This window comes from Fibrella aestuarina BUZ 2, assembly GCF_000331105.1.
Taxonomy (GTDB): Bacteria; Bacteroidota; Bacteroidia; order Cytophagales; family Spirosomataceae; genus Fibrella; species Fibrella aestuarina.
In genome coordinates this window covers 6,661,482-6,687,652 of record NC_020054.1, presented here as the reverse complement: position 1 = coordinate 6,687,652, position 26,171 = coordinate 6,661,482, and the positions used below count along the sequence as shown (strand labels likewise).

General features: G+C 58.0%; 19 protein-coding genes. 4 read left to right on the top strand and 15 right to left on the bottom strand.

Annotated elements, in window-relative coordinates:
• Positions 1-645 carry a DUF4291 domain-containing protein gene (locus FAES_RS27745; protein WP_041258448.1) on the top strand — a complete coding sequence of 215 codons (645 nt, stop codon included), beginning with the start codon at positions 1-3 and terminating at the stop codon, positions 643-645.
• Positions 646-731: 86 nt separating this feature from the next.
• A complete protein-coding gene (locus FAES_RS27740; protein ID WP_041258447.1) occupies positions 732-1,700 on the top strand; it encodes an ADP-ribosylglycohydrolase family protein in 969 nt (322 codons plus the stop codon).
• A 143-nt stretch (positions 1,701-1,843) separates the two neighbouring features.
• Here the strand turns inward: FAES_RS27740 and FAES_RS27735 are convergent, their stop codons facing one another.
• The 11 genes from FAES_RS27735 to FAES_RS27685 all read right to left on the bottom strand — a co-directional run bounded on the left by FAES_RS27735 (position 1,844) and on the right by FAES_RS27685 (position 16,470).
• A complete protein-coding gene (locus tag FAES_RS27735; RefSeq protein WP_015334528.1) occupies positions 1,844-2,389 on the bottom strand; it encodes an HD domain-containing protein in 546 nt (181 codons plus the stop codon).
• Positions 2,390-2,512: 123 nt separating this feature from the next.
• A complete protein-coding gene (locus tag FAES_RS27730; RefSeq protein WP_015334527.1) occupies positions 2,513-3,613 on the bottom strand; it encodes an alkaline phosphatase family protein in 1,101 nt (366 codons plus the stop codon).
• A 68-nt stretch (positions 3,614-3,681) separates the two neighbouring features.
• Positions 3,682-5,253 carry a SusD/RagB family nutrient-binding outer membrane lipoprotein gene (locus tag FAES_RS27725; RefSeq protein ID WP_015334526.1) on the bottom strand — a complete coding sequence of 524 codons (1,572 nt, stop codon included), beginning with the start codon at positions 5,251-5,253 and terminating at the stop codon, positions 3,682-3,684.
• 59 nt (positions 5,254-5,312) lie between these two features.
• Positions 5,313-8,648, bottom strand: coding sequence for a SusC/RagA family TonB-linked outer membrane protein (locus tag FAES_RS27720; RefSeq protein WP_015334525.1), 3,336 nt, complete (start codon positions 8,646-8,648; stop codon positions 5,313-5,315).
• A gap of 127 nt (positions 8,649-8,775) precedes the next feature.
• A complete protein-coding gene (locus FAES_RS27715; protein ID WP_015334524.1) occupies positions 8,776-9,945 on the bottom strand; it encodes a TIGR03364 family FAD-dependent oxidoreductase in 1,170 nt (389 codons plus the stop codon).
• 21 nt (positions 9,946-9,966) lie between these two features.
• Complete coding sequence (locus FAES_RS27710) at positions 9,967-10,686, bottom strand: HAD family hydrolase (protein ID WP_015334523.1); 720 nt, start codon at positions 10,684-10,686, stop codon at positions 9,967-9,969.
• Positions 10,687-10,803: 117 nt separating this feature from the next.
• Positions 10,804-12,294 (bottom strand): c-type cytochrome domain-containing protein, encoded by a 1,491-nt coding sequence (locus FAES_RS27705; protein ID WP_015334522.1) that lies wholly within the window; start codon positions 12,292-12,294, stop codon positions 10,804-10,806.
• Positions 12,295-12,388: 94 nt separating this feature from the next.
• Positions 12,389-12,700: a hypothetical protein gene (locus FAES_RS27700; RefSeq protein ID WP_041258446.1), complete on the bottom strand. Its 312-nt coding sequence runs from the start codon at positions 12,698-12,700 to the stop codon at positions 12,389-12,391.
• Positions 12,693-13,253: an Imm42 family immunity protein gene (locus tag FAES_RS27695; RefSeq protein ID WP_148289461.1), complete on the bottom strand. Its 561-nt coding sequence runs from the start codon at positions 13,251-13,253 to the stop codon at positions 12,693-12,695. Before FAES_RS27695 ends, FAES_RS27700 begins: the two co-directional genes overlap by 8 nt.
• A 347-nt stretch (positions 13,254-13,600) precedes the next feature.
• Positions 13,601-14,653, bottom strand: a complete 1,053-nt coding sequence (locus FAES_RS27690) for a twin-arginine translocation signal domain-containing protein (RefSeq protein WP_015334521.1) — start codon at positions 14,651-14,653, stop codon at positions 13,601-13,603.
• Between the two features lie 224 nt (positions 14,654-14,877).
• Complete coding sequence (locus FAES_RS27685) at positions 14,878-16,470, bottom strand: N-acyl-D-amino-acid deacylase family protein (protein ID WP_015334520.1); 1,593 nt, start codon at positions 16,468-16,470, stop codon at positions 14,878-14,880.
• A 197-nt stretch (positions 16,471-16,667) separates the two neighbouring features.
• Here FAES_RS27685 and FAES_RS27680 point away from each other — a divergent pair, with 197 nt between their 5' ends.
• The gene (locus FAES_RS27680; protein WP_015334519.1) at positions 16,668-18,446 is read left to right on the top strand and encodes an ABC transporter ATP-binding protein; all 1,779 of its coding nucleotides are present in this window, start codon (positions 16,668-16,670) and stop codon (positions 18,444-18,446) included.
• On the opposite strand, the gene FAES_RS27675 is transcribed toward FAES_RS27680, so the two are convergent.
• The 3 genes from FAES_RS27675 to FAES_RS27665 all read right to left on the bottom strand — a co-directional run bounded on the left by FAES_RS27675 (position 18,426) and on the right by FAES_RS27665 (position 23,223).
• A complete protein-coding gene (locus FAES_RS27675; protein ID WP_015334518.1) occupies positions 18,426-18,710 on the bottom strand; it encodes a hypothetical protein in 285 nt (94 codons plus the stop codon). The two genes, FAES_RS27680 and FAES_RS27675, sit on opposite strands and share 21 nt — an antisense overlap.
• A 10-nt stretch (positions 18,711-18,720) precedes the next feature.
• Positions 18,721-20,232, bottom strand: a complete 1,512-nt coding sequence (locus FAES_RS27670) for a DUF1501 domain-containing protein (protein WP_015334517.1) — start codon at positions 20,230-20,232, stop codon at positions 18,721-18,723.
• 234 nt (positions 20,233-20,466) lie between these two features.
• Positions 20,467-23,223 carry a DUF1553 domain-containing protein gene (locus FAES_RS27665; RefSeq protein WP_015334516.1) on the bottom strand — a complete coding sequence of 919 codons (2,757 nt, stop codon included), beginning with the start codon at positions 23,221-23,223 and terminating at the stop codon, positions 20,467-20,469.
• A 300-nt stretch (positions 23,224-23,523) separates the two neighbouring features.
• Here FAES_RS27665 and FAES_RS27660 point away from each other — a divergent pair, with 300 nt between their 5' ends.
• Entirely contained in the window at positions 23,524-25,155 is a 1,632-nt protein-coding gene (locus FAES_RS27660) for a M28 family peptidase (RefSeq protein ID WP_015334515.1), read from the top strand.
• A 79-nt stretch (positions 25,156-25,234) separates the two neighbouring features.
• On the opposite strand, the gene fabD is transcribed toward FAES_RS27660, so the two are convergent.
• Positions 25,235-26,122, bottom strand: a complete 888-nt coding sequence (fabD, locus tag FAES_RS27655; protein WP_015334514.1) for an ACP S-malonyltransferase — start codon at positions 26,120-26,122, stop codon at positions 25,235-25,237.
• Positions 26,123-26,171 lie beyond the last annotated feature (49 nt).

The window sequence follows — 26,171 nt, the reverse complement described above, 5'->3', positions numbered from 1 at the left end:
ATGAATCTGCGTACAGTCCCTTACAATCACTCCGAAAATGCGCTGCCACAGGAGGGCTGCCATATTCTTGGGCAGCTTCGCGGTGAGTCTATTATTGTATATCAGGCCTACAGCGAGACGATCGCCCGGTACGCCGTTCAGCATCAGTGCTTCGGTGGGCCGGCTTACTCGTTTAACCGCATGTCCTGGATCAAACCGAATTTTTTGTGGATGATGTACAGGGCAGGATGGGCATCAAAAGTCAATCAGGAGCGTATTCTTGCGATTGAAGTGCCGCTGAATCGGTTTGTTACCTTGTTGGAACAAGCTGTTTATTCTTCGTATCAACCGGCGATATACCCAACCATAGCCGACTGGCAGGCCGCATTGGCGCTATCAGATGTACGGTTGCAATGGGACCCCGATCATGACCCGTGGGGCAACCGGCTGGCGCGTCGAGCTATCCAACTCGGTCTAAGAAGCAATACCCTCAAAGCGTTTGCCACAGAGTGGATTCTGTCAATTGAGGACATAACCGGTTTCGTAAAGGAACAGTCGGAGCGGGTAGCTACTCGCAAATTGACTGATCTGATCGTTGTTGACGAAACGCCTATCCTCATACCTGATCCACTCCTCAGCCGTAAGTTAAAGCTTGGTCAGCAGTAGCTAAAAGAATACTTGACCGACAATCCATAAACGGCGAAGCAACAGATTGTTGGTCTGATATGGATAGTCGAATCATACGAAAACGAATGAACACAGGCGCACAAAAAATAACCGCCGCACTGCTGGGGCTAGCGGTCGGGGATGCCCTCGGCGTGCCCGTCGAGTTTCAGCGGCGGGCGGCGCTGGCTGCTGAGCCCGTTACGACCCTGCAGGGCTATGGTACGCATAATCAACCGCCAGGTACGTGGTCGGATGATAGTTCGCTGGCGTTTTGCCTGGCCGAAAGCCTTTGCCAGGGATTCGACCTTGATGACCTGGCCCGGCGCTTTGTCAACTGGAACGAACACGGCTACTGGACGCCCCACGGAACGGTGTTCGATATCGGCATTGCTACGTCGAAAGCCATAGGGCGGCTGGCAACTGGCATAACCCCTACGCAGGCGGGCGGCGCTAACGAAGGCGACAACGGCAATGGGTCGCTGATGCGCATCCTGCCGTTGGCCTTTGTTCTTCAAGGGCTACCCATCCACGAACGATATCAGCGCGTAGCCGATGTGTCGAGCCTGACACACCGTCACAGCCGTTCGATTTTCGCTTGTTTTATCTACTGTGAGTATGCGCTCGAACTGCTGAAAGGCACCGAAAAGCACGAGGCGCTACGAACGGTACAAGAGCGTGTACACGCTTTCGCCGACAACGTACCTGGACTGACAGAAAACGAGCTGGCTCATTTTGATCGCGTTCTGGAACGCGGCGCGGGCAACGGTGAAATCCTACGCCTGACCGACTATACTGAGGCAGCTATTGCCTCCTCCGGGTACGCTATACACACACTCGAAGCCAGCCTGTGGTGCTTTCTCACATCAGATACGTACGTCGAAGCCGTCTTGAAAGCCGTCAATCTGGGGAGCGATACCGACACCACGGGCTGTGTAACGGGCGGGCTGGCGGGCCTGTACTACGGCCTTGAGTCGATCCCTGCCGAATGGCTTGATGTACTGGCCCGCCGCGCCGACATCGAAAATCTGGCGCAGCGGCTGGGTACGTCGCTGTAAAACGAGTGAATAGTGACGATGATCGTGGTCTACCCGGCTGGAGCCGGGCGCTACAGTAACGCCCGGCTCCAGCCGGAGTTGTCGGCTATACATGGTCAGGTACGTTGTGCCGCCGCCGCCCAGGCTTATCTCGCCAACAAACCTTACTGCACCGAACGTACCTGGGCCGCGATGGCGAGGTAGTGGGCCGCGTCGGGCGTAACGTGGTCGATTAGTTTGGCGCGTTCGTCCCACAGCCGGAGTTGGATGATCGGCTTGAAATAGGGGTGCTGCTCGAAGGTGGCGGCTTCGTCGGCGGTCATGGGGCCACCCTGGAAGAGCAGTGTCTGCTGGCTAGCTTCGGAAAGCCGCGCCCGGTATTCGGCGTTTTTAAAGACCAGATACCGCTTTGCATTGACGTGGTGCTCGACCAGTTGCGCCACTTTTTCCGGGAAACCCTGTTGCCGCAGAAAATCGGCACCCAGCCCTTCGTGATCCACGGTGCCGTAGTCATCCATGTAGGCCGTGCCGTCGGGAACGGGCAGCATGTGGCCGATATCATGCAGAAAGGCCGCCGCGATGGTTTCGGCATCGGCACCCGCTTCCTCGGCTAGTTGGGCGCATTGCAGGGCGTGGGCCAGTTGCGTCACGGGTTCGCCATAGTAGGCATCGGCCCCGTTTTGGGTGAACAGGTCGGTGATCTCATTCATACGCTACGTAGGTTCGGTTGAGGGCGCTGTCGGCACAGAGGTCGAACAGGGCATAGGGCATAGCCTTTTAAGAGGGATCGACGAGTCATGGAGCGTATTGCGCGCTTTGGGGCGGAAAAGGGGTTATCGCTTGGCGCGGCCGGAAAGGTCGATCGCGGGGCCAACGGGATGGTCGGCCGTAAACGTCAGCCCCAGTAGTTGAGCCAGCGTAGCCGCAATCTGATTCTGAAAGAGCACGGACCCGTTTTTCTGCTCACCCGACGCCGCGACGCCCGACGTAGCGACGCCCGGGCCTACCGCGCCCAGCCAGATCTGGTACGAGTCGGCGGTTTTGGTGCCGTGGTCTTTCCAGCGAGCTTTAGGCGTATGACCCCGGCCGTGATCGGTGGTGATGAGCAGCACTGTCTTGCCCGCATACTGCGGGGTTTGCTGAAGCAACTGCCATAGGTCGGCGAGGTAGCGGTCAATCGACTGCACCATCTGCAAGTGCTCCGAATACTGCCCGGCATGGGCCAGATCGTCGGTTTCGTCGAACGACAGGAACAGCACCCGCGGCGCTTTTTGCTTCACATACTGGCGGGCCGCGAAATAAGTCAGCATATCGGCCCGGACGCCGTCGCCAAAGGGGCGGGGCAGCAGGCGGGTCATATCGGTCAGCAAAGAATCGGTCGCGGTAGTGGGTTGGCTCGGTTCGTTGGCCGAACTGGCGTAGATGCCACTCCGCTTTTCGTTGACGGCCGCTTCGATCACATCCCACGACGAAAAAACGGCCACTTTCCCCGCAAAGGCGGGTTGCCGATTTAGAAACTCCAGCACCGTCAGGTTAGGGTTGTCGATTTTGTCGTTGGACTTGATGCGGTCGTCGGCATACCCGCTCAGAATTTCGTTGTAGCCGGGGTAGCTGAACCAGTGCGGATTCGACACGTTCATCCGGCTTCCTATCTGTCGGTTGCCGTAGAGTTGCCCCTGCCCGCCGATGGTCGTCCACAAAAAAGGCATCAGCCGCTGCCGCCGTTCGGTGGGGGTGGCTGCCCAGAATGCCTTGCGGGCGGCCGAGGTGTCGCGGCTGAACGCCGGATCGAAGAGCAGCGTCGAATCGGCCCCGTTGAACACCTCCTGCCAGCGAACACCGTCCAGCGTCACCAGCACAATGTTTTGAGCGGGTTGCGCCAGGGTTGACGTACCCAGCAAGAGGGGTATGCCTAGTAGAAAGAGAAAACGCATTTGGTTTAGTCGGTTAATAAGCAAACCTATAAGGTTTTGGAAACCTTATAGGTTTATGGCGAAGCTGCTTACTTCAGCAGCCACATCAGGGCGTTAATATCGTCATTACCAGCATACTGACTCGTGATGGCGGCCTTGTAATTATCGGCGTTGTAGGCCGCCTCGGTGGTGGGGTACTGCCACCGTTTCGGAATCCGTTGGCTATTGCCGGTGCCGGGGCCTACCTCAAACGTGGGCACGCCCGTGCGGCGCTGGTTGTACCAGGCCTCCATGCCCGACTGCTGGAACATGGCCAGGTATTTCTGGGTCAGAATCTGCTTGAGCCCGTTGGCGTTGTTACCGGCGTATTTCACCGCCGTCTGCGCATAATACGTGGCGTAGCTGACGGGAGCCGAGTAGGTATTGAAGGCCTTGTAGCCGCCGTCGGCTGAGAAGAAAACGTCGTTGGCCCCGTCTTTCAGGCCGTAGAATGCCCACGATGTCTGGATGCCTTTAGTGTAGCTGTCTTCAGCCGAGCCCGATGCCCAACCCCGGTTGATGCCCTCCGCGATCGTGAACAGCAACTCGGGGTAACCCAGCAGAATAAAGGGCTCGGCGGTGTAGGTGCTGTAGAAGTGGCGCCGGTTCTGGAATGAGTACTCGCCCTGATTGGCTTTCGACGACATAATCGCTAAGTCTTCACCCGACGACGCCCCCACAAAGGCCGCGTAATCGGTGGGTTGCAGGCCGGCTTTTAGCTTGGCGGCGGCGGGCTCGGCCACCACAAACGTACGCGGGTCTTTGAGGCTCGTCAACGTACCCAGGTACGTGGTCGTCATGTTTTCCCGCGTGGCGTTCTGCCCGAAATTGTCCGGGTTGCGGTTGTACTTGTTGAACGTGCTGTTGTAGACGTATTGCAGGTTGTCATCCATGCTGGTCATCAGCGGGAATTTGGCGGGGTTGGCCAACACCTCGGCAAAACGGGCTTTCACGTTCAGGTCGGCATCGGCTTCTTTGGCGCTCAGGCTCACCAGCACCCGCAGCTTGAAGGTATTCACCGCTTTCTGCCATTTGGCCAGGCTGTTGCCGTAATAAATGTCTCCCTGTAGGTTGTTGTCGCCCTTGGCGATGAGCGCGGCCAGATCGCTGTTGGCCTCGTCGAGCCATTTGAGCACCTGCACATACACCTCTTTCTGGCTGTTGTATTTGGGCGTAAGGTTGTTCAGGCCCTGGAGGGCGTCGGTCAGGGGCAGGTCACCGACGCGCTTGGTCATGTTCTCGAACAGCATGGCCCGGAACAGCTTGCCCAGCGCCGTGTAGGGGTTCTGATCGGGCAGGGCTACCCGTTTGGCTTCCTCCTCCATCTTCACCACGTTTTTCAGCGTCGTGAAGTACAGCGACGTCTGCGTCCAGGTGTATTCGTTGGTGGCGTAGTAGTTGTAATTGCTGGCGTAATACTGGTTGTAGCGCTGGTAGTCACCCCAGGCCCCGCCGCCGTAAGTGCTGTTGTAGAGGTCGTTGAGCACGCCGCCCAGCACCAGCGAGGCGGGAGCCGTGGTGGCCCGGTTGGGGTCTTTTTCCAACTCGTTGAAGGGTTGCTCGCAGGCGCTGACGGTGAGCGCGAGGACAGCGGCGAAAGAAAGTAGTTGACTGAATTTCATGGCATTGCCGAATAAGCCGGCGCGGGTATAACCTGGGCTTTTACCCGCGCCGGCAGTGATTAGAAGGTCAGATTCAGGTTGATGCCGTAGCGGCGCGTGGTGGGCGTTTGCAGGCTCGACACGCCGCCCGTGATAAACTGATCGAGGTCGATGTCGGTCCGCTCGGCGAAGTAGAGCAGGTTACGACCCACCAGCGAGACCGTGGCCTGCCGGATACCCACCCGCCCCAGCAGTGACTGCGGCAGCGAATAGCCAATGACCACCTCGCGCAGCTTGGCGTAGCTGCGGCTGATGAGGAACGCCTCGGTCTGTCCATACACCCGGGCCACATAATCCTGGGCGAAGGTTTGGGTCGTGTTGGGCGTAAACTGAAGTTCGTTGTAGTTGGTGATGTTACCCAGCGCGTCGTACTTGATGGCCGCCCCGTTAACCACCTGCACGCCTTCACCCACATACGATTTGATGTTCTGCACGTCGTTGGCACGGGCGGCACCCAAGGCGCCTTCGACCGTCTCGATGTTGCGGCCACCCTGGAAGGTCTTCTGCTGCACGTAGTCGCCGATCACGCCGCCCACGCGCCCGTCGAACTGGAAGCTGAAGCTGAGATTTTTGTAGGCGAACCGGTTATTCAGCCCCCACACAAATTTCGGATTGACGTAACCCAGCAACTGCGCCACCGGGTTGACGATGGGCCGCCCACCGGCATCATTGATGAGCTGACCATCGGCCGTGCGGATGAAGGCGCCCGAGTAAAAGGCATCGGTGCGGTCGCCCACGTTCAGGAAGCGGTTGCTGCTGCTCCCGCCTACGAAATAGCTCGACTGCAAGGTGTTGATGCCCCCTTCGGGGTACACCTCTTTCAGGCGCTCAACGTACCCAGACAGGTTACCCACCACATCCCAGCTCAGGCCGCTCGGTAAGCGCAGCGCTTTACCCGTTAACGATACTTCCCAGCCTTTTTTCTGCGTACTGATGCCGTTGACCAAGCGGGCGTTGTATCCCGTTACGCCCGAAATCGGGAGGCTGAAGATGCGTGGACCGTCATTGCTGATGTAGTAGGCGGCATCCAATGCCAGACGGTTGTTGAGGAAACGGGCATCCAGACCAATCTCGGTCTGCGAGGTCGAGTTGGGTTTGATGTCGGGGTTATTCAGCGTGTTAGTGTAATAGGCCGCCGGTTTGTTGTTGTACTGCAACGACGTGCTGTACACGGCCGAGTTCTGGTACGTTGGGCCACCGTAGGCCGAGGCGTAATCATCGCCGTAGCCCAGCGGGAACGACAGCCCCGGCGTGCTACCAATGGTCGACTGGGTGAGCGCGTCTTTCACGTTGGCATACGACGCCCGCAGTTTCAGAAACGACACCACCGAGGGCAATTTCACGTAGTCTGATACGACCGTGCTCAACGCCACCGATGGGTAGAAGTAGGTGTTGTTGGCCTGCGGCAGGGTCGAGAGCTTATCCATGCGGCCGGTTGTGGAGAGCGTGGCGTAGTCGCGGAACGACACGTCGGCCGAGTAGTAGGCTGAGTACACGCGCATATCGGCGGTGTAGTTGCTGGCCAGTACGGGGTTCGACGAGTTGGCGAAGTTATACACGCCAGGTACGTTCAGGTAATTGGTGCTGGCCCAGTTGGCGTTGTAATTGAGCACCCGGATTTCGCCCCCCGCCAGGGCGTTCAGGCTGATATCTTTCGAGATGGGCTTGTTGTATTGCAGCAGCACCTGGTTGATGTTGTCGAACAGGTTACGGCGGTCTTCGCGGTAATCGCCCCGGGCTTCTTCCCGACCATACACCGTCATCGAATAGGGGAATTTCTCGGTGCGGAGCAGGTTCCAAGTGGTCAGCTGCGTTTTGGCCGTCAGTTCAAGGCCGTCGATCAGTTTGTAGCGCAGGGAGGTGTACCCGTAGAGGTCGTTTTTATAGTGACCGCGGAGCCAGTATTTGGCCATAAACCAGGGGTTATTGTAGCGCTGGTACTCGGCGTATATCTGCTGCGTGCCTTCTTTGCCCGGTTGCCAGATCTGCTTCATGTCGTCGATGCTCCAGTCGGCGCCACCCCAGGCTACGATGTTGTAAATCATCGAGTTGGGGCCGTAGTTAACGTCGGGGAAGTTGGGCGTATACTGGCGATTGAAGTTCAGGTTCGACTCAAACCGCAGCTTCGGCGTGAAATTGTAGCCCGCCGACACGTTGAAATTGGTGATGTTCAGCTTCGTGTTGGGTACCAGACCCAGCTGGTAGTTCTGCGAAATCGAAAAGCGCAGGTCGTGTTTTTCGCCCGTCGATGAAATGGCGATGTTGTTGGTCGACAGAATGCCCGTTTGCAGAAAGCGCGTGAGGTTGTCTTTGCCGCGGGCTACCCAGGGTGTTGGCTGGCGGTTGCTGGTGAACGAGTTACCGTTGGCAAATTTGGTCGTGAAGGTCTGGCCGGGCACCACCGGGCTATCATATTGCGGAATCAGCTGTCCGTCGAAGCGGGGCCCCCAGATGTCGTAGTCGCCGTCGTTGAGGCCGTTGCCTTTACCATCGCCGAACGCATACACGCCGTGGTCGCCGGGGCCATATTGATCCTGTACTTTGGGAATGGCGATAAAGCCGTTGTCGAGTTGCTGGCTGGTATTCACCTCCACCGAGAAGCCGCGCCGGTCTTTCGAGCCGCGCTTGGTCGTGATCAAGATGGCCCCATTCTTTCCCCGGAACCCGTACAGGGCCGAGGCCGACGCCCCTTTCAGCACGGTATACGTCTCGATGTCGTCGTTGCTGATATTCCAGGTATCCGAGTTGATCGGCACTCCATCGACCACAAACAGCACGTCGGTATTGCCGCGCAGGGCGATGGTGGGGCGGCGCAACAGTTCGGCGCTGGCTCCGATGGTGAGGCCGGCTACTTTACCCACTAGGCTGTTGATGGGGTTGGGTTCACGGGCTTTCACGAGCGTAGCCCCGTCGACCTGCTGAATGGCCACGCCCGTCTGGCGCACGTCTTTTTTGATACCCAGGGCGGTGATGACTACCTCCGAGAGTTGCTGATCTCCGGGCTGCATGGCCACGTCGATGCGCGACTGATTCCCGACCGCCACCTCGCGCGACGCAAACCCGATAAACGAGAACGTCAGCATGGCGCGACCGCTGGCCTGCGAGTTGGGTACGTTGATGGTATAGGTGCCATCGGCCCGGCTGGTTGTGCCCACACCGGTGCCTTTCACCAGGATCGACACGCCCGGCAGCGGTGCCTGATCATCGGCCGACACGATGCGCCCCGTGATGGTTTGTGCCCGCCCGGAAAGACTCAGGAAAAAGCCCGCCACCAGCGCGAGTACAAGCCGGGCCCATCGGTGGCCTGAGACCGCGCTGAGTGATCGGGTAGAATGGTGTAAAACGTTGGCTTCCATACGTTTGCAGATTGAATTCCTTGTTGGTTCAACTGCAAAAGTAGGTTTGGCCTATTACGTCAATATTGACTGGCGGTCAAGCGTTTGTGAAGCAATCCGACGACTGGTTCACAGTACGTTAATATACTTAGGCAAGCGAAAAAAGCGCCCGAATACTTTGCTCGGCGTAACCTGCGCTGGAGGTCATGCCCTTGCCACCGATGCCCGTAATGAGCCGGATGTGGTCGTCAATGTCGTACTCGAAAATCTCCCGATCACGGACTCCGGTAGTCTGGCTGTAAAAACCAGCCCACGCCCGACGTACCTGAATCGGAAAACGAACGATACGCTCAGCCTCGGTAAGCATGAGCTTGTTAATGTATTCGTGGGTATCGAAGCCAAGCGTTTCAGCCTCGGTGGCCGGGGCGTATTCGTGCGAATCGCCGAGGATGAAGGAGCCGTCGAGTGCCTGTTTAAAGAGGATGTGAATGCCCCAATTTTTTAGTTCCTGCAACGACTCAGGGGTTTGCAGGCTGGCGTAAGACGGGCAAGCCTGGAAGGCTTCGTAGCGGCGGATGGTCAGGCCCGTGAGAATATTTCCGGGCAACGCTTTGCCGACAAGGCCAGCATCCATTACCGGCTGGGTTTGCAGCATCTGTAGTTTACTGACGATCAGACCAGCTTCGCTGAGCGCTTCAGGAAATAAGAGCCGCATCTCGTGGCCGCTGCAAATGAGCACCCGCGTGGCGTCGAAGCGTTCACGGTTGGCCATCGTTACCACCGCTCCGCCGTAATTTGACTGGACATCGACCACAGCTTGTCCGGCTCGGTAGTCGACGCGGTATCGTTCGCGGCAGTAGGCGATTAGCCGGTGAATCATCTGGTCGGGTTCAACGCTCAGCTCCTGTGCGAAGAAAAGCCCGCCCAGTACGTAATCGGGTTGCAGGGCCGGGTACTTGGCGAGGCACTGCGCTTTAGAGAGTAGTTCGCTCGGGTAGTCGAGGGCGCGGTAGTGGTCGTGTAACTCATTGGCCAACGCCCATTCGTCGGCATCGGAAGCGATGTAAACGGTGCCGTTGGTGCGTACCGTCAGGTCGGTCTGTGCCTGAAGCTCCTTGTAAATGTCGAGGCTACGGCGGCCATGATCAAACCACCGCCCGGCCAGTCCCGACGGCACCACTTGCCCGAAATTGCGGACGGTCGCCCCCACGGGCCGTGCATCTTTTTCGAGCAGTAACACGCGCAGCCCGGCCTTGGCGGCATGATAGGCATGGAACGTACCCAGCGCACCCGCGCCGACGATAATGAGGTCGTACATAACAAGGGGGAGTAAACGGGGTTAAAGCGCTTCGAGCACGGCGGGCAATTCGGCGAGCGAAGCCAGCAGTTGATCGTGCGGGTGGGGTTGTAGCTGATCGAGGCTATGCGTACCGTTGACCACGCCTAGGTTGAGCCGGACACCCGCCGCCTGCCCCGAGAGCAGATCCGACGGGGTATCGCCTACGTTCACCACGGCTTTCGGGTCGGTAACGCCCAGCAGGTGCATCGCCCGTTCGATGAGCAGCGGCGCCGGGCGCCCTTCAGCCACTTCGTCGCTGGCCACCGACGCCTGAATGAGGCTATCCGACGTACCCACGTGCTGCTCGTTGAGGCCATCGAGCCAGCCCAGCTTTTCCAGAATGATATCGGTCACGGCCCGGTAGAAGCCCGTGGTCAGGGCAATGGCAATGCCACGTTTGTGGAGGTAGGCAAAGGTATCGAGGCAGCCTTCGGTAGGGCTAGCGCCCTGGGTCTGGTAGTGTGTTTCCAGAATATGCCGAAAGGCAGCGTACGACGTGTTGACGTGCCGTTCCAGCTCGGGGTGCTGCTCGCCCAGTTGTTCAGCCCAGAGCATCTGAAACACCTGCCGCTTGCCCATACCCTGCACGGCCAGAATCCGTTCGGGCGATACCGGTAGAGACGTTTGAGCGGCGGCTTCAGTAAAGCAGCGTTCGACTTCGTGTTGGTCGGTGACGGTAGTACCGGCCATGTCGAAAACGACGAGTTGGATGGGAGGCATGAGTAGTCTGGGAAATGTAACGGCGCAAAACAACGCATTCCCGCCGCGCTTTCCAGCAAAAGCTGTATTAAGAAATTGTGCGGTTCAATAGCGCCGAAGATCCAACCTGGGCACTACTCAGTTGGCCGCTACCGTGTTCGCGCTCATGCCGCCGATGATTTCCACGTTGGGCAGTGCCTGTTTCAGTTTAGCAATGCCTGCCTCAGTTGTCTTGGTTTGCCAGACATACACCGTCCGAAGCGATTTTAGGCCCGCTAGATTGGCCAGTCCCGCGTCGGTGATGTTCGTTCCGTAGAGGTTCAGGTATTCCAGGTACGTTAGGCTACCCAACTGACGCAGGCCCGCGTCGGTGACGGCGGTACGTTCTAGGTGCAGCTTTTGCAGGTTCTTCAGCTTGCCAATGGTCGCCATCGTGGCGTCGGTGATTTGGGTGTCGCTTAGCTTCAGCCAAACCAGTTGATCGGCTAGTTTGGCTAGCCCGGCTGCCTGCGCATCCGTCAAGGTTTTCAGGTTGACGGCGCTCACTTCCAGTTGGTTATTCTCTTTGGAAAGTGGCATCACCAACAGTCCCAACTTTTTCAGTGCGTCGACCACAGTGGCATCAGCGGGGGCAATTTTCATCGTCAACACGGGTGATACCGGCTGAGGCGACGCAGCGGAGGCCCCTGCTGTAGCCAGCGCTACCGCTCCGCTTCCCGGTGCGGCACCGCCACCCAGCGAAGCGAGCGCGGGCTTCACGGCGTCAGTGACCTGCACGTCGGCTACTTTTTTGTCGAACGACGCCCCCTGATCGATCCACCACGACAGCAGCGTCACCTGTTCGGGCGTGAGTTGGGGCTTGCCCTTGGGTGGCATATGGTGTTCGTCGCTTTCGTCGAGCAGGCAGTACTTGACCATCCGGCTGTCGGCTCCTTTGCCCGCCACGAAAATGGGGCCTTCTTCGCCTCCTTTTTTCAGGAAGTCGGGCGTGTCCATACGCAGATCGCCTTTGGCTTTTTCGGCGTTGTGACACTGTACGCAGCGAGTTTGCAGGATGGGGTTAACGATCTGCTCATACACCAGCGCCTGGTTGACGTCGGTGATGGGTTTGGCCTTGAACTCGGCTACGGTCCGTGGGGGAATCCCCGCCAGTGACCGGAGCGGCTCGGGTGTGTATTGGGTGAGGTAATCGGAACCGTGGGTAAGCGCCCCGCCATGATGCCCCGCCGACAGTAGCAGCAGCACCGCCAGCCCCAGCGCGGGCAGGTAGATTAGCTGACGCATACGCAGCCGCGACCCAATCCGCTCCGATTTGACCACCCACGCCACCCAGGCAAACAGCGCCATACCGATACCCTGCCATTTGTGTTCGTCGAGCAACTCTTCGTCATAGCCGCCGCCCAGCGAAAGCAGGTAGCCAAACAGGCAAGCCAACGTAGCGCTCACTGCCGACCAGAACAAAATCGTCGTGATAGTATGTGGGCTCACCGACCGCCCCCGAATGAGCCGATCCAGTTCGAGCACCGCTGCAATCAGCAGAAAGCCGATGGGTAAGTGCACGATCAGCGGGTGGAAACGCCCGAAAAACAACGCCCAGTCGGAAGGCTGAGCCTGAAGCAACAACGTCATGTACAGAAACGGCTACAAGTAGAACTAGCCATTGGTAAAAGCGTCTGTTCGCCTCGTTCTAACCGCAACGTCAGTTTGAGGAGGGGGATTTCTACTATCGCCCTACTAGGATTACGCCACCCAACATCAGGTAGCCGCTCAACACAATAACAGCCTGAATGGCGAAGGCCTTGATGAAAATGCGCCGAAGGGTTGTCCTGTCGTTTTCAGTCATGGCGCTAACTACAGCTGGCAGGGCAGCGAAAAACAGGATCGGCAAAACCAGTACAAGTAATCCTGTGGTCATCTTCTGGCTAACCGAGCTAGCCTCAAAGAGCCAATTTGACATCAATAATGACATTAGGAAACACCCACTACCGCAGATAGCCAGATAGACATCAAAGAAGAAAACTTTTAGGTTACTCATTTGGACGTTTGGCCTGTCGCCCGCGAGACGGCCACGCGGAGCGATAAGGTTCGTATTGGAGTCGAATTAGAGTGTTTTCCAAAGTGTCAAGCACAAAATTACGCTCCACTACAATTGTGAATAACTTCCCCAGTGACTCACAAGGCTCCTGCCAGCATTTCCAAATGAATTTGAGAGAAGATTTTCCGTGAGCAACCATGACCATCAGATAGCTATCAGTTGTCTCGTCCAAGTGGATCGCGTTGTAAATTGGATTAGTCTGACTACGGTCTGGATAGGCTTCCCAAATCATGTCAAAAATCTCTCTATCATTAAGACCTGCAAAATTAGGATGGTACAATTGGTCAAAGTGGTCATTTATCGCCCTTTTGAAATATTCGATAGCTGCGGACCAACCTGGAAGAAAACATGATTCTGCAGGGTTGCCAATAACACGGCCTCCAATCACTAAATGTGCATAGACAACTGGAAGATGGGACGGATGAGTTGCCGGCTTCCATGCCAGTCTAACAGCGAACAAATCTTGGTTTCCGATATAGAGGTGGTTGTTCATAAAAACTTACCCAAAAAGACATTCACACCGCCAAACCCAACGGCCTTGTAAGCGCTAAGCATCTCAACTCACCTTCGCCGGGCATAGCCTGTGTCAATCGAAACCTGGCCCACGAGGGAGCCAGACGCGCACAACTCTACTTACTGCACTTGACTACGCGGGGGGGGGGTCTGTTGCACGGAGCCTCCTAACGGACCACCGCCCCATTTGCGAAACGTGCTGCATGTCACACGCGAGACGGACAGCGCACAAGTCCTTCGATGAACCGCTCGCCCAACAAGTTAATATATGACATTTCACTAAAATACAATGGCTGCACTCCTATCCTGCCTTGATTTAGCAGGGACCTACACCCGCTCTAACTTGATGGGGTAGGTTTTACGAGAGGCCCATTGGGCTACGTAGAGGTTTTCGTCGGCATCGACCATGACGTCGTGGGGGTGCAGGAAACTCAGGAAGGTGCGGTCTTTGCGCTGTTCCTGTAGCTGCCCGTTCAGGTACGTGGGGGCTGAGCCGCCGGGCGTCGAGACGACCTTGTCGTTTTTGTCCAGAATCTGAACGTACCCAGAGTCAGGGTAGGCATCGGACGTGCTGCGGAAAACGGCCCCGTAGATATGGTCGCCTTTGATGTTGGGGCGGCAGATGTACGAACCCGGCAGGGCAATGGTGCTGAGGTACTTGCCGTCGAGGGTGAAGCGTTTCAGGCAGTTGTGGCGACGGTCGGTGATGAGCAACGTCGGGTTAGCTGCGTTACGCCGGTCGACGACGATACCGTGGCAGCAATCGAACTGCTCGTTGGCCGAGCCGGGACCGCCGAAATAGCGAATCAGCTTACCGTTCTGATCGTACTGCATGATATAGTTCGAGCCGTAGCCGTCGGCCACGTAGATATCGCCGTTGGCCGGGTTGATGGCCGTTTCGGTCGGCTTGTACTTGGCCGGGTAAGCGTAGACACCCGTTTCGCGCGGGTAATCGAGGACCATCAACTCTTTGCCGTTCAGGTCGGTTTTGATCACCTGATGCCGGTCGGGGTCGCAGATGAGTAGGTATTGATCGTTACCGTCGCCGCCGATGGTCAGGCCGTGGCCGCCGGGGTAATCGTGCCCCCACGAACTGAGCAACTTACCCGATTTATCGTAGATCAGGACGTTGTTTTTGGTCTCGTTGGTCAGCAGGAAAATCCGGCCTTTGGCGTCCTGTACCATCTCGTGGCAATCGTTGACGGGGTTCTTGCCCGCATCGAGTACGCCCCAGTTGGGTACGACCCGGTAGCGGTGCGACCCATGCCCGATCACAACGGCCTCGTCGCGGTGAGTGGTGAAGGCTGTGGCCGGCGCGGCAAGAGCGGCCGAAGCCAGGGCGGTTTGCTTGAGGAACGTACGGCGGGATTGGCGAAACATGGTGTATGGTTTAGGACGTTGACTGTATCGAAAAAGACAAAAGGGGTTTGTTTTACCTGTGGGAAGCGATGGAGGATGAGCGATGAAGGGTGTTTTGTCATCCTGACGCCAGGAGGGATCTTAATGCATCCTGACTCTCAAGCAAGGAAACGCCAAGATACCTCCTGACGGCTGCGCGCCCCGGTCGGGATGACAAAAAACGGTTTACTAACCCTAGCAACCTATCACTCATCCCGCTTCACATACCCACTGCCCAGCAGGATCTGCCCCGGCCGTTTGTAGGTATGCTTGCCCGACTCGACCACCGGCACTCCGTTGACCAGCACGTAGCTGAACCCCTGCGAATAGGCGTGGGGGGCGTCGTAGGTGGCGGCGTCGGTGATGGTGTTTTCGTCGAAAATAACGATGTCAGCAGCGTAACCCGGCCGGAGCAGTCCCCGATCAGCAAAGCGGAAACGTTGCGCCGGCAGCGAGGTCATCCGCCGGATGGCTTCTTCGAGGGGAATGACCTTTTGCTCCCGAACGTACCTGGCCAGCACGCGGGCGTTGGTGCCGTAAGCGCGGGGATGCGGCATGTTGGACCCAAACCGGGCCACGCCCGCGTCCGACGCGATCATGGTGTTGGCGTACCGCATGATGGTCGCCACATCGGCTTCCGACATGGTATGGTAGACCATCTGAATTCGTTTCATCTGCGCCTGTTCGAGCAGTGCCATTACCAGGTCGGCTTCCGAAGCCGCGTCGGTTTTCAGGCCACGTACCTGCGCGATCTGGTGAATGCTTTTGCCGTTGTAGGTCGTATCGGCCTCGAAGCGCGACACCACGGCGTACTCGTAATTCTTGCGGTCGTTTTTCTTCAGTGATGCCACCATTTCATCCCGGATTTTGCGGCGGGTAGCGGGGTCGCGGAAGCGGGTCAGTACCACCGAATCGCCATCGGCCAGCGCCCACGACGGTACGATACTCTGCAACGAGGTGCTCGACGCCGTGTACGGATACTGGTCGACCGTTACGTCGATGCCGTCTTTCTGACGGGCGTTTTCCACCAGCGCCACGGTTTCGGTGCTTTGGCCCCACAACGGTTTACTAGCTACTTTAAAGTGCGAAATCTGTACCGGAATACCCGCCTCGCGCCCAATCTGAATGGCTTCCCGGATGGCCGTTTGCACATCCTGCCCTTCGTTGCGGATGTGCGAGGCATACACGCCGCCGTACTGCGCGGCCATTTTGGCGAGCCCCACAATTTCGGGTGTACGGGCATACGTACCTGGCGTGTAGATGAGGCCCGTCGAGAGGCCCACGGCGCCGTCGCGCATGGCCTGCTGCACGAGCGCTTCCATCTCGGCCTGTTCACGGGCGGTGGGTTCGCGGAAAGCCGCTTTCATCACCTTTAGCCGCACCGAATTGTGCCCCACCAACGATGCCAGATTCGGCGACATGCCCTTGATGCGCAGCGTGTCGAACATGGCGCGGAGGTTGGTTTGTGAGCCGCCGCAGTTGCCCGTCACGAGGGTCGTTACGCCGTCGTAGATGAAGTTTTCGGCACCGGGCCGTGTTTCCAGATCGCCCTCCACGTGGGTATGCACGTCGATAAAGCCGGGGGCTACGATCTGCCGTTTTGCGTCGATGACCTGCCGCCCGTCGGCCGCCGGAATCGTTCCGATTTTGGCAATTCGCCCGTTCTGAATGGCCACGTCGCCATAAAACCACGGATTGCCCGCACCGTCGACCACGCGGCCATTTTTGATGATCAGGTCGTAGGGCTGCGCCAGTGCCGCACTAGACAGCAGCAGCAGAAAAACGAAGAGGTGTTTCATGCAGAGAAGAGTGAGCCGTAAGATACAAATAGACCCGCTTGCTGGCTACATACCGACAGGAACAGTGGTTGGCGACGACGTAAGGCCGACGAATGAGCAGACTGCCTCGCTGCCAAACCTTTGCCTGGGTGGGTCGTTTACTAACCGAGAAGGCTACCAACCGGCAGCCGATAGCTACCTGACCGTTCGACTACCCTGTGCACACCCTCTGGACGTACCTGAAACCGTATCGCTGGCGGGCTGCTGCCGCCTTGGCGCTGGCCGGACTGGCGCAGATACTGGCCCTGATCGATCCCATTATTTTCGGAAAACTCATCGATGAGTACGCGACCAATCCGGTCCGCAAAACGGACAGTGAGCAGTTGCGCGGCGTGCTTACCCTGCTCGGGCTGGCCATTGGCGTGGCGCTGCTGTCCAACGCCGTCAAGGCCGCTGGTGATTACGTGACCCGGTACGTGGTACAGCGGTTCGGGACGGATCTGTTCAACGATGGCCTGAAACAGACGCTGCGACTCTCCTACGGGCAGGGCGGCGACCAAAGCAGCGGGGTTACCCTGTCGGTGTTGCAGAAGATTCGCACGGATACGGAGCGCTTTGTCAATTCCTTCGTCAACGTGCTGTTTTCATCGGTGGTCGGGCTAGGCTTTCTGGTATTCTACGCTCTCACCAAGCATTGGGCGCTGGTGCCCGTTTTCCTCATTGGCGGGGTCGTGCTCGGCGGACTCACGGCCCGGCTCAGTGGCGAGATCAAACTCACGCAGCGGACCATCAACCGCGAAACGGCCCGGCTGTCGGGTGTCATTACCGAATCGCTACGGAACATCGAACTGATCAAAAGCCTGGGCCTGACCTTCCCCGAAATTCGGCGGATGCAGCAGCAAACGAAGCAGATTTTTGACCTGGACATGCAGAAAATTCGCCGGGTACGTATGTTGACCTTCTGGCAAAGTACGACGCTCAACCTGCTCAAACAGTCGATTCTGTTTACGCTGCTGTGGTTGATTTTCAGGCGGGTACTGAGCCCCGGCGAGCTGATTTCAATGCAGTTTATTTCGGTGGCCATTTTCAACCCGTTGCAGGAGTTGGGCAACCTCATTCTGGCGTATCGCGAAGTAGAGGCGGGTGTGCAGAGTTTCGATGAGCTGATGCAGAAGCCCATCGAGCGCAACCCCGAATCGGCGCAGGAGGTGGGGCCGATTGAACGGCTCGAATTTGCCGACGTGGTTTTCCGGCATCCGGGCGCTACGCAAAACGCCATCGACGGAGTGTCGTTTGAGGCGGGGCTGGGCGATACCATCGCCTTTGTGGGGCCTTCCGGCTCGGGCAAATCAACGCTGGTCAAGCTGCTGGTGGGGTTGTACCGGCCTGTGGATGGGCAGATTTATTACAACGATATTTCGACCAACGATCTACGTTTTAATCCTATGCGCCGACAGTTGGGGTTCGTCACGCAGGAAACGCATCTGTTTGCGGGTAGTATACGCGATAACCTGCGGCTAGTGCGGCCCGACGCCACCGACGAGGAAATGATTGAGGCACTGCGGAAATCGGCGTCGATGGGCTTAGTGACAAGGTCGAGCGCCGGCCTCGATACGCCCATCGGTGAAGGCGGGATGAAGCTGTCGGGTGGCGAAAAACAGCGCCTGTCCATCGCTCGCGCGCTGGTCCGCCGTCCGCGTCTGCTGATTTTCGACGAAGCAACGTCTGCGCTCGACTCGCTGACGGAAGAAGCCATTACCAACACAGTCCGCGCCGTATCGGCCGAGCAGGAGCAGATCACGATCCTGATTGCGCACCGCCTCTCGACCATCATGCACGCCACCACGATCTACGTGCTCGAAAAAGGTCGGATTGTCGAGACGGGCAGCCACGACGAACTGGTCGAGGCGAAAGGCTTGTACTACGCCATGTGGCGGCAACAGATCGGCGAACGGGTGGTGTTGCCGGTTACGTCGTCAGTCGACAACGATGTCTGAGGCGATATAGGCCACCAGAAAAACCAGGTAAGCTAAGGGTAGTAAGGTACTGATCAATAGGCCAAGCCGGACGTTCTCCTGACAAGAGGATCGGATGATGTACGTAACCATGTTCCAGCACCCCACCGCGAATACGGCCAGAAAGACCAACAATAACAGAATCAGCACCCCATTAGCCGACGAGAAGAGTACAGTCGTTAAGACTACTTCGCCTATCAGTGCACCGATGGCAATCTGCACATGCTGTGCTTCGCTTTTCTTCATACTCGATCAATTACGCCAATACGCCCTTGACAACCTTGCCCGCTACGTCGGTGAGGCGGAAGGGACGACCCTGGAAGTGGTAGGTCAGTTTGGTATGGTCAAAACCCATCAGGTGCAGCATGGTAGCTTGTAAGTCATGGACGTGCACCTTGTCTTTCACGGCGTAGTAGCCAATCGGGTCGGTTTCGCCGTACGAGAGACCCCGTTTGACCCCGCCCCCGGCCATAAACACGGTGAAGGCGTCGAGATGGTGATCGCGACCGTGAAAACCCTGTACCTGTCCGTCGCGGTTTTCCTGCATGGGCGTCCGGCCAAATTCGCCGCCCCAGACCACCAGCGTTTCGTCGAGCAGGCCGCGTTGTTTCAGATCATTGATGAGCGCCGCTACGCCTTGGTCGGTCTGGCGGCATTTCTCCTGCAACCCAAAATCGACGGAGCTGTCTTTGCTGGTGCCGTGCGTGTCCCAGCCCCAGTCGAAGAGTTGCACAAAACGGACCCCACGCTCAACCAGCCGCCGTGCCAGCAGGCAGTTACGGGCAAATGATCCCACCTTCGGGTCGACACCATAGGCGTTCAGGATGTACTCGGGTTCCCCCGCAATGTCCATCGCATCGGGCACGGACGTCTGCATTTTAAACGCCATTTCGTACTGCGACATACGCGTCAGAATCTCGGGGTCTTTAGCTTCCTGATACGCCTGCTCGTTGATCTGGTTAATGGCCTCGATCGTTTGCTTGCGGATGTCGCGGGGCATACCGGCGGGGTCGCTCACGTACAGCACGGGGTCGCCATCGGTACGGCATTGCACGCCCTGATACACCGTGGGCAAAAAGCCGCTGCCCCAGACCGACTTGCCCGCGTCGGGTTGTTTACCGCCCGACGCCAGCACGATGAACCCCGGCAGGTTGGCGTTCTCGGTACCCAGCCCGTACGTCACCCACGATCCGATGCTGGGACGCCCCAACCGCGGCGATCCCGTGTGCATCAGCAACTGGGCCGGAGCGTGGTTGAACTGGTCGGTGTGCATCGACTTGATAAACGTCAGCTCATCAGCAACGGTCTGCAAGTGTGGCATGTAGTCGCTGATCCAAGCTCCTGATTGCCCATGCTGGCTGAACGTAGCCGTGGACGCCAGCATCTTGGGCACCCCCCGGATGAAAGCGAATTTCTTCCCCGTCAGCAGTTCCTGCGGGCAGTCTTTGCCGTTGTATTTGATCAGTTCGGGCTTGTAATCAAACAGCTCCAACTGGCTGGGCGACCCGGCCATGTGGATGTAGATGATCTGTTTGGCTTTCGGCGTAAACTGAGACAGGCGCGGGTCCGTTGGGCTGGCCGTGGGGTCAATGCCAGCTCCGGCTAAGCTGGCGGCGGCTTTGTCAGTACGGCCCAACAGGCTTTCGCAGCCACTGAACAACGTACCCAGCGCCATAGCGCCCAGCCCCGTCGAGCAGGTTTGCAGAAAATGCCGCCGCGTATCGCGTTGCAGGATCGCCTGCTGAAGTTCATTGATAAGCTTGTCCATTGTTGACCCCACCCCCGGCCCCTCTCCTTAAAAAAGGGGAGGGGGAAGGCGCGTTTAGTTCGGTTCTCTTAATGTAGACTGGGCTAATGCCTTAATTTGATTCTATTCTCACAGCAGGTAAAAGGATAAGACTGATTTTCCAATTGTGGCCCTGTCACGCTCACTAGCCTTGCCAACTCCCCTCCCCTTTTTTGAGGGGAGGGGCTGGGGGTGGGGTCCGACGCTGCGGTGAGGTCATTCCTTCGTAATCACTTCATCCAGGTTCATCATGGCGTTGGCCGTGACGGTCAGGGCGGCTTGTTTGGGTAACGCCGACGCTGTCGCCAAGAGCTTGTTGGCCTCGGCCGGGTGCTGCGTGTACCAGGCTTCGGTCGTGGTGTAAAGTCGGGTCAGGACAGCCAGTTTTTTGGGCGCCAGATCGCGGAGCATGATTCGGCGGAAGCCAGCCTGTATCTGCGCGTCGGGCGTGGTGCCGTGCTTCGTCATATAGTCGGCGAGGCGCTGGGCAGCTTCCACGTAGACCGGGTCGTTGAGGGTCACCAGCGCTTGCAACGGCGTGTTGGTGCGTAGGCGGCGGATCTGGCAAAACTCCCGACTGGGGCTGTCGAAGGTGATCATCGACGGGTAAGGCGAGGTACGTTTCCAGTAGGTATACAGCGCCCGGCGGTACTTATCATCGCCCTGCGCCTGCACCCAGGATTCACCGTTGTAGGGCGACTGCCAGATGCCGTCGGGTTGCGGCGGCATCACACTAGGGCCATACATCTTCCGGCTCAATAACCCACTCACGGCCAGCGCCTGGTCACGTACCTGCTCCGCCGCTAGCCGGACCCGTGGGCCACGGGCATAATAGCGGTTGAACGGATCGACGGCCAATTGCTGGGGCGTGGCGTTGGCTTGCTGGCGGTACGTGCTCGACAGCACCATCCGCTTCAGCAACTGTTTCATGCTCCAGTGGTCGTCTTCGATGAACGTCACGGCCAGCCAGTCGAGTAACTCGCGGTGGGTGGGCTGGCTGCCCTGCGTGCCCATGTCTTCGACCGTCTCGACAATCCCCGCGCCGAAGAGTTGTTCCCAGAACCGATTGACCGCCACGCGGGCCGTGAGCGGGTGGTCGGGGCGGGTCATCCACCGGGCCAGACCGAGCCGGTTGCGGGGCAGCGTCTGCTCGTCGGTGTCCATTGGCGGCAGCGCGTGGGGTACGTCGGGCTGCACGGCTTTGCCGGGTGTCAGCCAGCTACCGCGTGTGAAGACATGTGTGGTGCGGGCCAAGTCGCCTTGGCCGTCGAGCATGATGGGCGTCTGTTCGGGGTTTTTGTTGAGTAGGCTCAGCAGCAGGGTTTCGGCGGGGGCGGCCATCGTCGACTGAAACGACACCCACTTGATCATCGTCCACTCTTTAGGCTTGGTGGGACTGCTCAGCGACAAGTAAATGTGGTGTTTGCCCGACACTGGCGGCAGCGGCACCACTTGAATGGAATCCGACCAGCTACTACCTGTTTTGGGCACTGGAGCTGTGGCCAGCACCCGCCCGGTTGGGCTATCGAGCCGAAACGTCAGTTGGGCGTCGTCGGCGTTGGTACCCCAGGCAATGTAGAGGCGGGGCAGGCCGGTGAGCGTGACGTTCGGGATTCGGGCCGACCCCTGATGCTGCACGCCGAAGTATTTGGCGTCAAGCAGCGAGGCATTGACGTACTGATCGAAAGCGTGCGAGTTGATCTTAGGCTCCATCGTCCGCGCCATCAACTGGACCCGACGTACCTCGGCATTAGCCTTTTGGGGGTCGCGAATGCTCCGTTTCAGGTACGTTGTCAGTTGGTTCAACTGGATCGAATCGGCGCCTTTGTAGAACCGGAGCGTGGGCGTTTCCGAGGTCACATCTTCGTCGCGGGCGTTGTTGAAAAACGCCATGTATTTGTAGTATTCCTCGTGCCGGAAGGGGTCGTACGGATGGCTGTGGCACTGCACACAAGCAAAGGTGGTCCCCTGAAACACATCCCAGGTGGTGCTCACCCGGTCGAGCAGCGCCGCCACCCGGAACTCCTCATCCTGCGTGCCGCCTTCGTCGTTGTTCATGGTGTTGCGGTGGAAACCCGTCGCAATCAACTGCTCGTCGGTGGCGGCGGGTAGCAAGTCGCCCGCCAGTTGCTCGGTCAGAAACTGGTCGTAGGGCTTGTCGCTGTTAAACGCCCGGATGAGGTAATCGCGGTAGCGCCAGATGGTGCGGCCGGGGTCGCGCTCGTAGCCTTTCGTGTCGGCATACCGCGCCAGGTCGAGCCACATCCCGGCCCATTTTTCGCCAAAAGCCGGTGACGCCAGCAGCCGGTCGACGGCGTTTTCGTAGGCTTGTGGCGACGAGTTGGCCATGAAGGTTTTAACCTCTGCTTCGGTAGGGGGCAGGCCCGTCAGGTCGAGGCTCACGCGCCGGAGCAGCGTGGCCTTATCGGCCATCGGCGATACGGTCAACCCTTTCTCGCGCAACTTTTCCAGGACAAACTGATCGATCTCGTTGGTGGCCCAGTCGGTTTCGGGATGCTGGCTCAGGCCCAGCCGACTCCAGACCGTGCCAATGCTGGGTACGTTGGGATTGTCGGGTGTTTGGTAGGCCCAATGGTCGCCCCACTCGGCTCCCTGGTCGACCCATTTCCGCAGTAGCTCAATCTCCTCAGGTTTGAGGGGCGGGGCGTCGAGCGGCATCCGTTCGTCGGGGTCGGTCAGGCTCAGGCGACGGATCAGTTCACTGCCATCGGCGTCGCCGGGGATGATGGCCGGGTGCCCCGATTTGGCGGGAGCAAGCGCCTCTTCTTTGAACAGCAGCGAGAAATCGGAGGCTTTTTTGACGCCCCCGTGGCAGGCAATGCAGTTCTTGTTCAGAATCGGTTTGATCTGCGTATTGAAATCAACCGGTTCCGAAAAGAGGCCCAATACCGAGAACGACGACAGCGCGATGACGGCAACCCCGCCGCCAATAGCCAACCACTTTGCTTTCATGTGTTACCTACGATCTGGCACAAAGCCTGCCTGACTAAAAGCAGACGAGTGGCTTCTTATCGTTGAGTTTACGCATAAATTTCTTCTTTTTCAAGTAAATGGGCCTGTTTGACAGGTAGTTAATCTGATCAAAAGCCTATTAAATTTTGCTAGATTGGGTTAAATCGCTGCTGTAAAACATACCGGCTTGTGCCGCCTAAACGTTTATTTTTGCAGTGTCTATTTCCGGTTTTATGGTCAATGAACAAACCCGTTTACGGGTGGCATTGGGCGTAGAGCATTAACTACTTTCAACCGCTTATGCACTTCATTCGCGCCGGTCGGCTGACCGGCCTGCTCACCCTGACTGGCCACCTGTTGCTGGCTCAGGCGCCCGCCCCCGTTTCGTCGGCGGCAACCACTTACGCACAGACCGTTTCGGCCGCTGACCTCGAAAAACACCTTCGCATTCTGGCGGCCGACGATATGGAAGGCCGCGAAACCGGTACGCGCGGCCAGAAAAAAGCGGCCGCCTACATCGCCAGTCAGTTTGCCCAGTTTGGCTTGAAGCCGATTGTAAAGCAGGCCGACGGCTCCATGGGCTATCTGCAACCGTTTACCCTTTACAAGAAAACGTGGGGTGACCTGAACGTGAAAGCCGACGGCAAGTCGTTTACGTACCTGACCGACTTTCTGGTGAATGGCCTGTTTTCGGTGCCCACCGAAACCAACTACGAAACCGTTTTCGTAAACTACGGCATCGTCGACGATAAGTTTAACGATTACGTGAACCTCGACGTGAAGGGCAAAGCGGTGGTGATGCTCGACGGCGAGCCCAAAAATGCCGATGGTGGCTCGGCTGTCAGCGGTGGTAAGGAGCCATCAAAATGGGGAAAACCTGATAGCTGGCGGGCGAAAGTAACGGCTGCCAAGGACAAAGGGGCCGCGCAGGTATTCATCGTGTCGATGGAAGATGCCGCCGGGTTTAAACGCCTGATGAGCGAGCGCGCCGCCCTGCAACAGCGCTTTAACCGCCTTGGCCTGAAACCCGGTGCCGAAAACACAGGCTCGGTGGGTACGTTCGTGGTATCGACCGATATGGGTGCGGCGTTGCTGGGCCAGAAACCCGACAAGTTCCGGAAAGGGCTGGAGCAGATCACCCGCATGGGCACGAGCACCGTTGGCAAGTTTGCCGGTAAGGCGAGCGTAAAGGCCGAACGGAAAGACGAAAACGTGCAGACCGAAAACGTGATGGGCTACCTCGAAGGAACCGATAAGAAAGACGAGGTGCTGATCGTGTCGGGCCATTACGACCACATCGGAATCAGCCCCGACGGGCAGATCAACAACGGCGCGAACGACGACGGCTCGGGTACGGTGTCGGTGCTTGAACTGGCGCAGGCTTTCAGTCAGGCCAAAGCCGAAGGCAAGGGACCGCGCCGGTCGGTACTGTTCCTGACGGTGGTGGGCGAAGAGAAAGGGCTGCTGGGTTCGGAATACTACGCCGATTTCAGCCCCGTACTGCCGCTGGAAAATACCGTAGCCGACCTCAACATCGACATGGTGGGCCGCGTGGACGATCTGCACAAGAACAAGCAGCCCAACGACAACTACATCTACGTGATCGGCTCCGACAAGCTGTCGAGCGATCTGCACAAGATCAGCGAAGCGCAGAACGCCGAACACACCAAAATGGAGCTGGATTACAAGTACAACGATCCGCAGGACCCTGAGCGCATCTATTACCGCTCAGACCACTACAATTTTGCCAAGCATAAAATACCCATCATCTTCTATTTCAATGGGTTGCATGCCGACTACCACCGCCCGACCGACGATGTCGACAAGATTGACTTCAAACTGGCCGAGAAAACAGCCCGGCTTGTGTTCTACACCGCCTGGGAAATTGCCAACCGCGACGAACGCTTGAAAGTAGACAGCAACAAGCCCTAAGCACGCTTCAGGCTATCGCCAAACAGAAGAGCCCACTCCTGATCAGGGGTGGGCTCTTCTGTTTGGCGATGCGAGATGGTTAAGCGAGGCCACCAACTTCGACGCTGGGAGCAATCTTTTTCACTAAGCCCTGTAATACTTTGCCGGGGCCACATTCGGTGAAGGTCGTAGCGCCATCGGCCACCATGCGCTCCACCGACTGCGTCCAGCGGACGGGTGCGGTGAGCTGGGCAATCAGGTTCGCTTTAATCGTGGGTACGTCGGTTGAGGGTTGGGCGTCGACGTTCTGGTAGATCGGGCAATGCGGCGTGTGAAACGTGGTGTTTTCGATCGCCTGGGCCAGATCGGCGCGGGCCGGTTCCATCAAGGGCGAGTGAAAGGCGCCACCCACCGGCAGCGGTAACGCCCGCTTGGCACCGGCGGCTTTCAGCCGTTCGCAGGCCACCCGAATGCCTTCGTTGCTGCCCGAAATCACGACCTGGCCGGGGCAGTTGAAGTTGGCAGGCACCACAATTTCGCCCGTTTCGCCGGTAACCTCCTCGCAAATCTGCTCGATAACCGCGTCGGGCAGGCCCAGGATAGCCGCCATCGTTGAGGGGTTCAGTTCGCAGGCGCGTTGCATGGCGTCGGCGCGTTGGGCCACTAGCCGCAGCCCGTCGGCAAAGGAGAGCGCCCCTGCCGCTACCAGGGCCGAGAATTCACCCAGCGAGTGCCCGGCCACCATGTCCGGCGCAAAATCGGGGGTGGTAAGCGCTTGCGCCACCGACTGCAAAAAGATCGCGGGCTGCGTTACGTTGGTCTGTTTCAGTTCCTCATCGGTGCCCGTAAACATGATGTTGGTGAGCGAGAAACCCAGAATCTCGTCGGCCTGATCCATCAGGTCTTTCGCCTGCTCCGACGATTGGTACAAAGCCTGGCCCATCCCCGTAAACTGAGAACCCTGACCCGGAAAAACGATTGCTTGCATGCTCGTTCAGTCTTGAAAGTCGTTCGAAAAGAAGTCCAAAGTCTCGAAA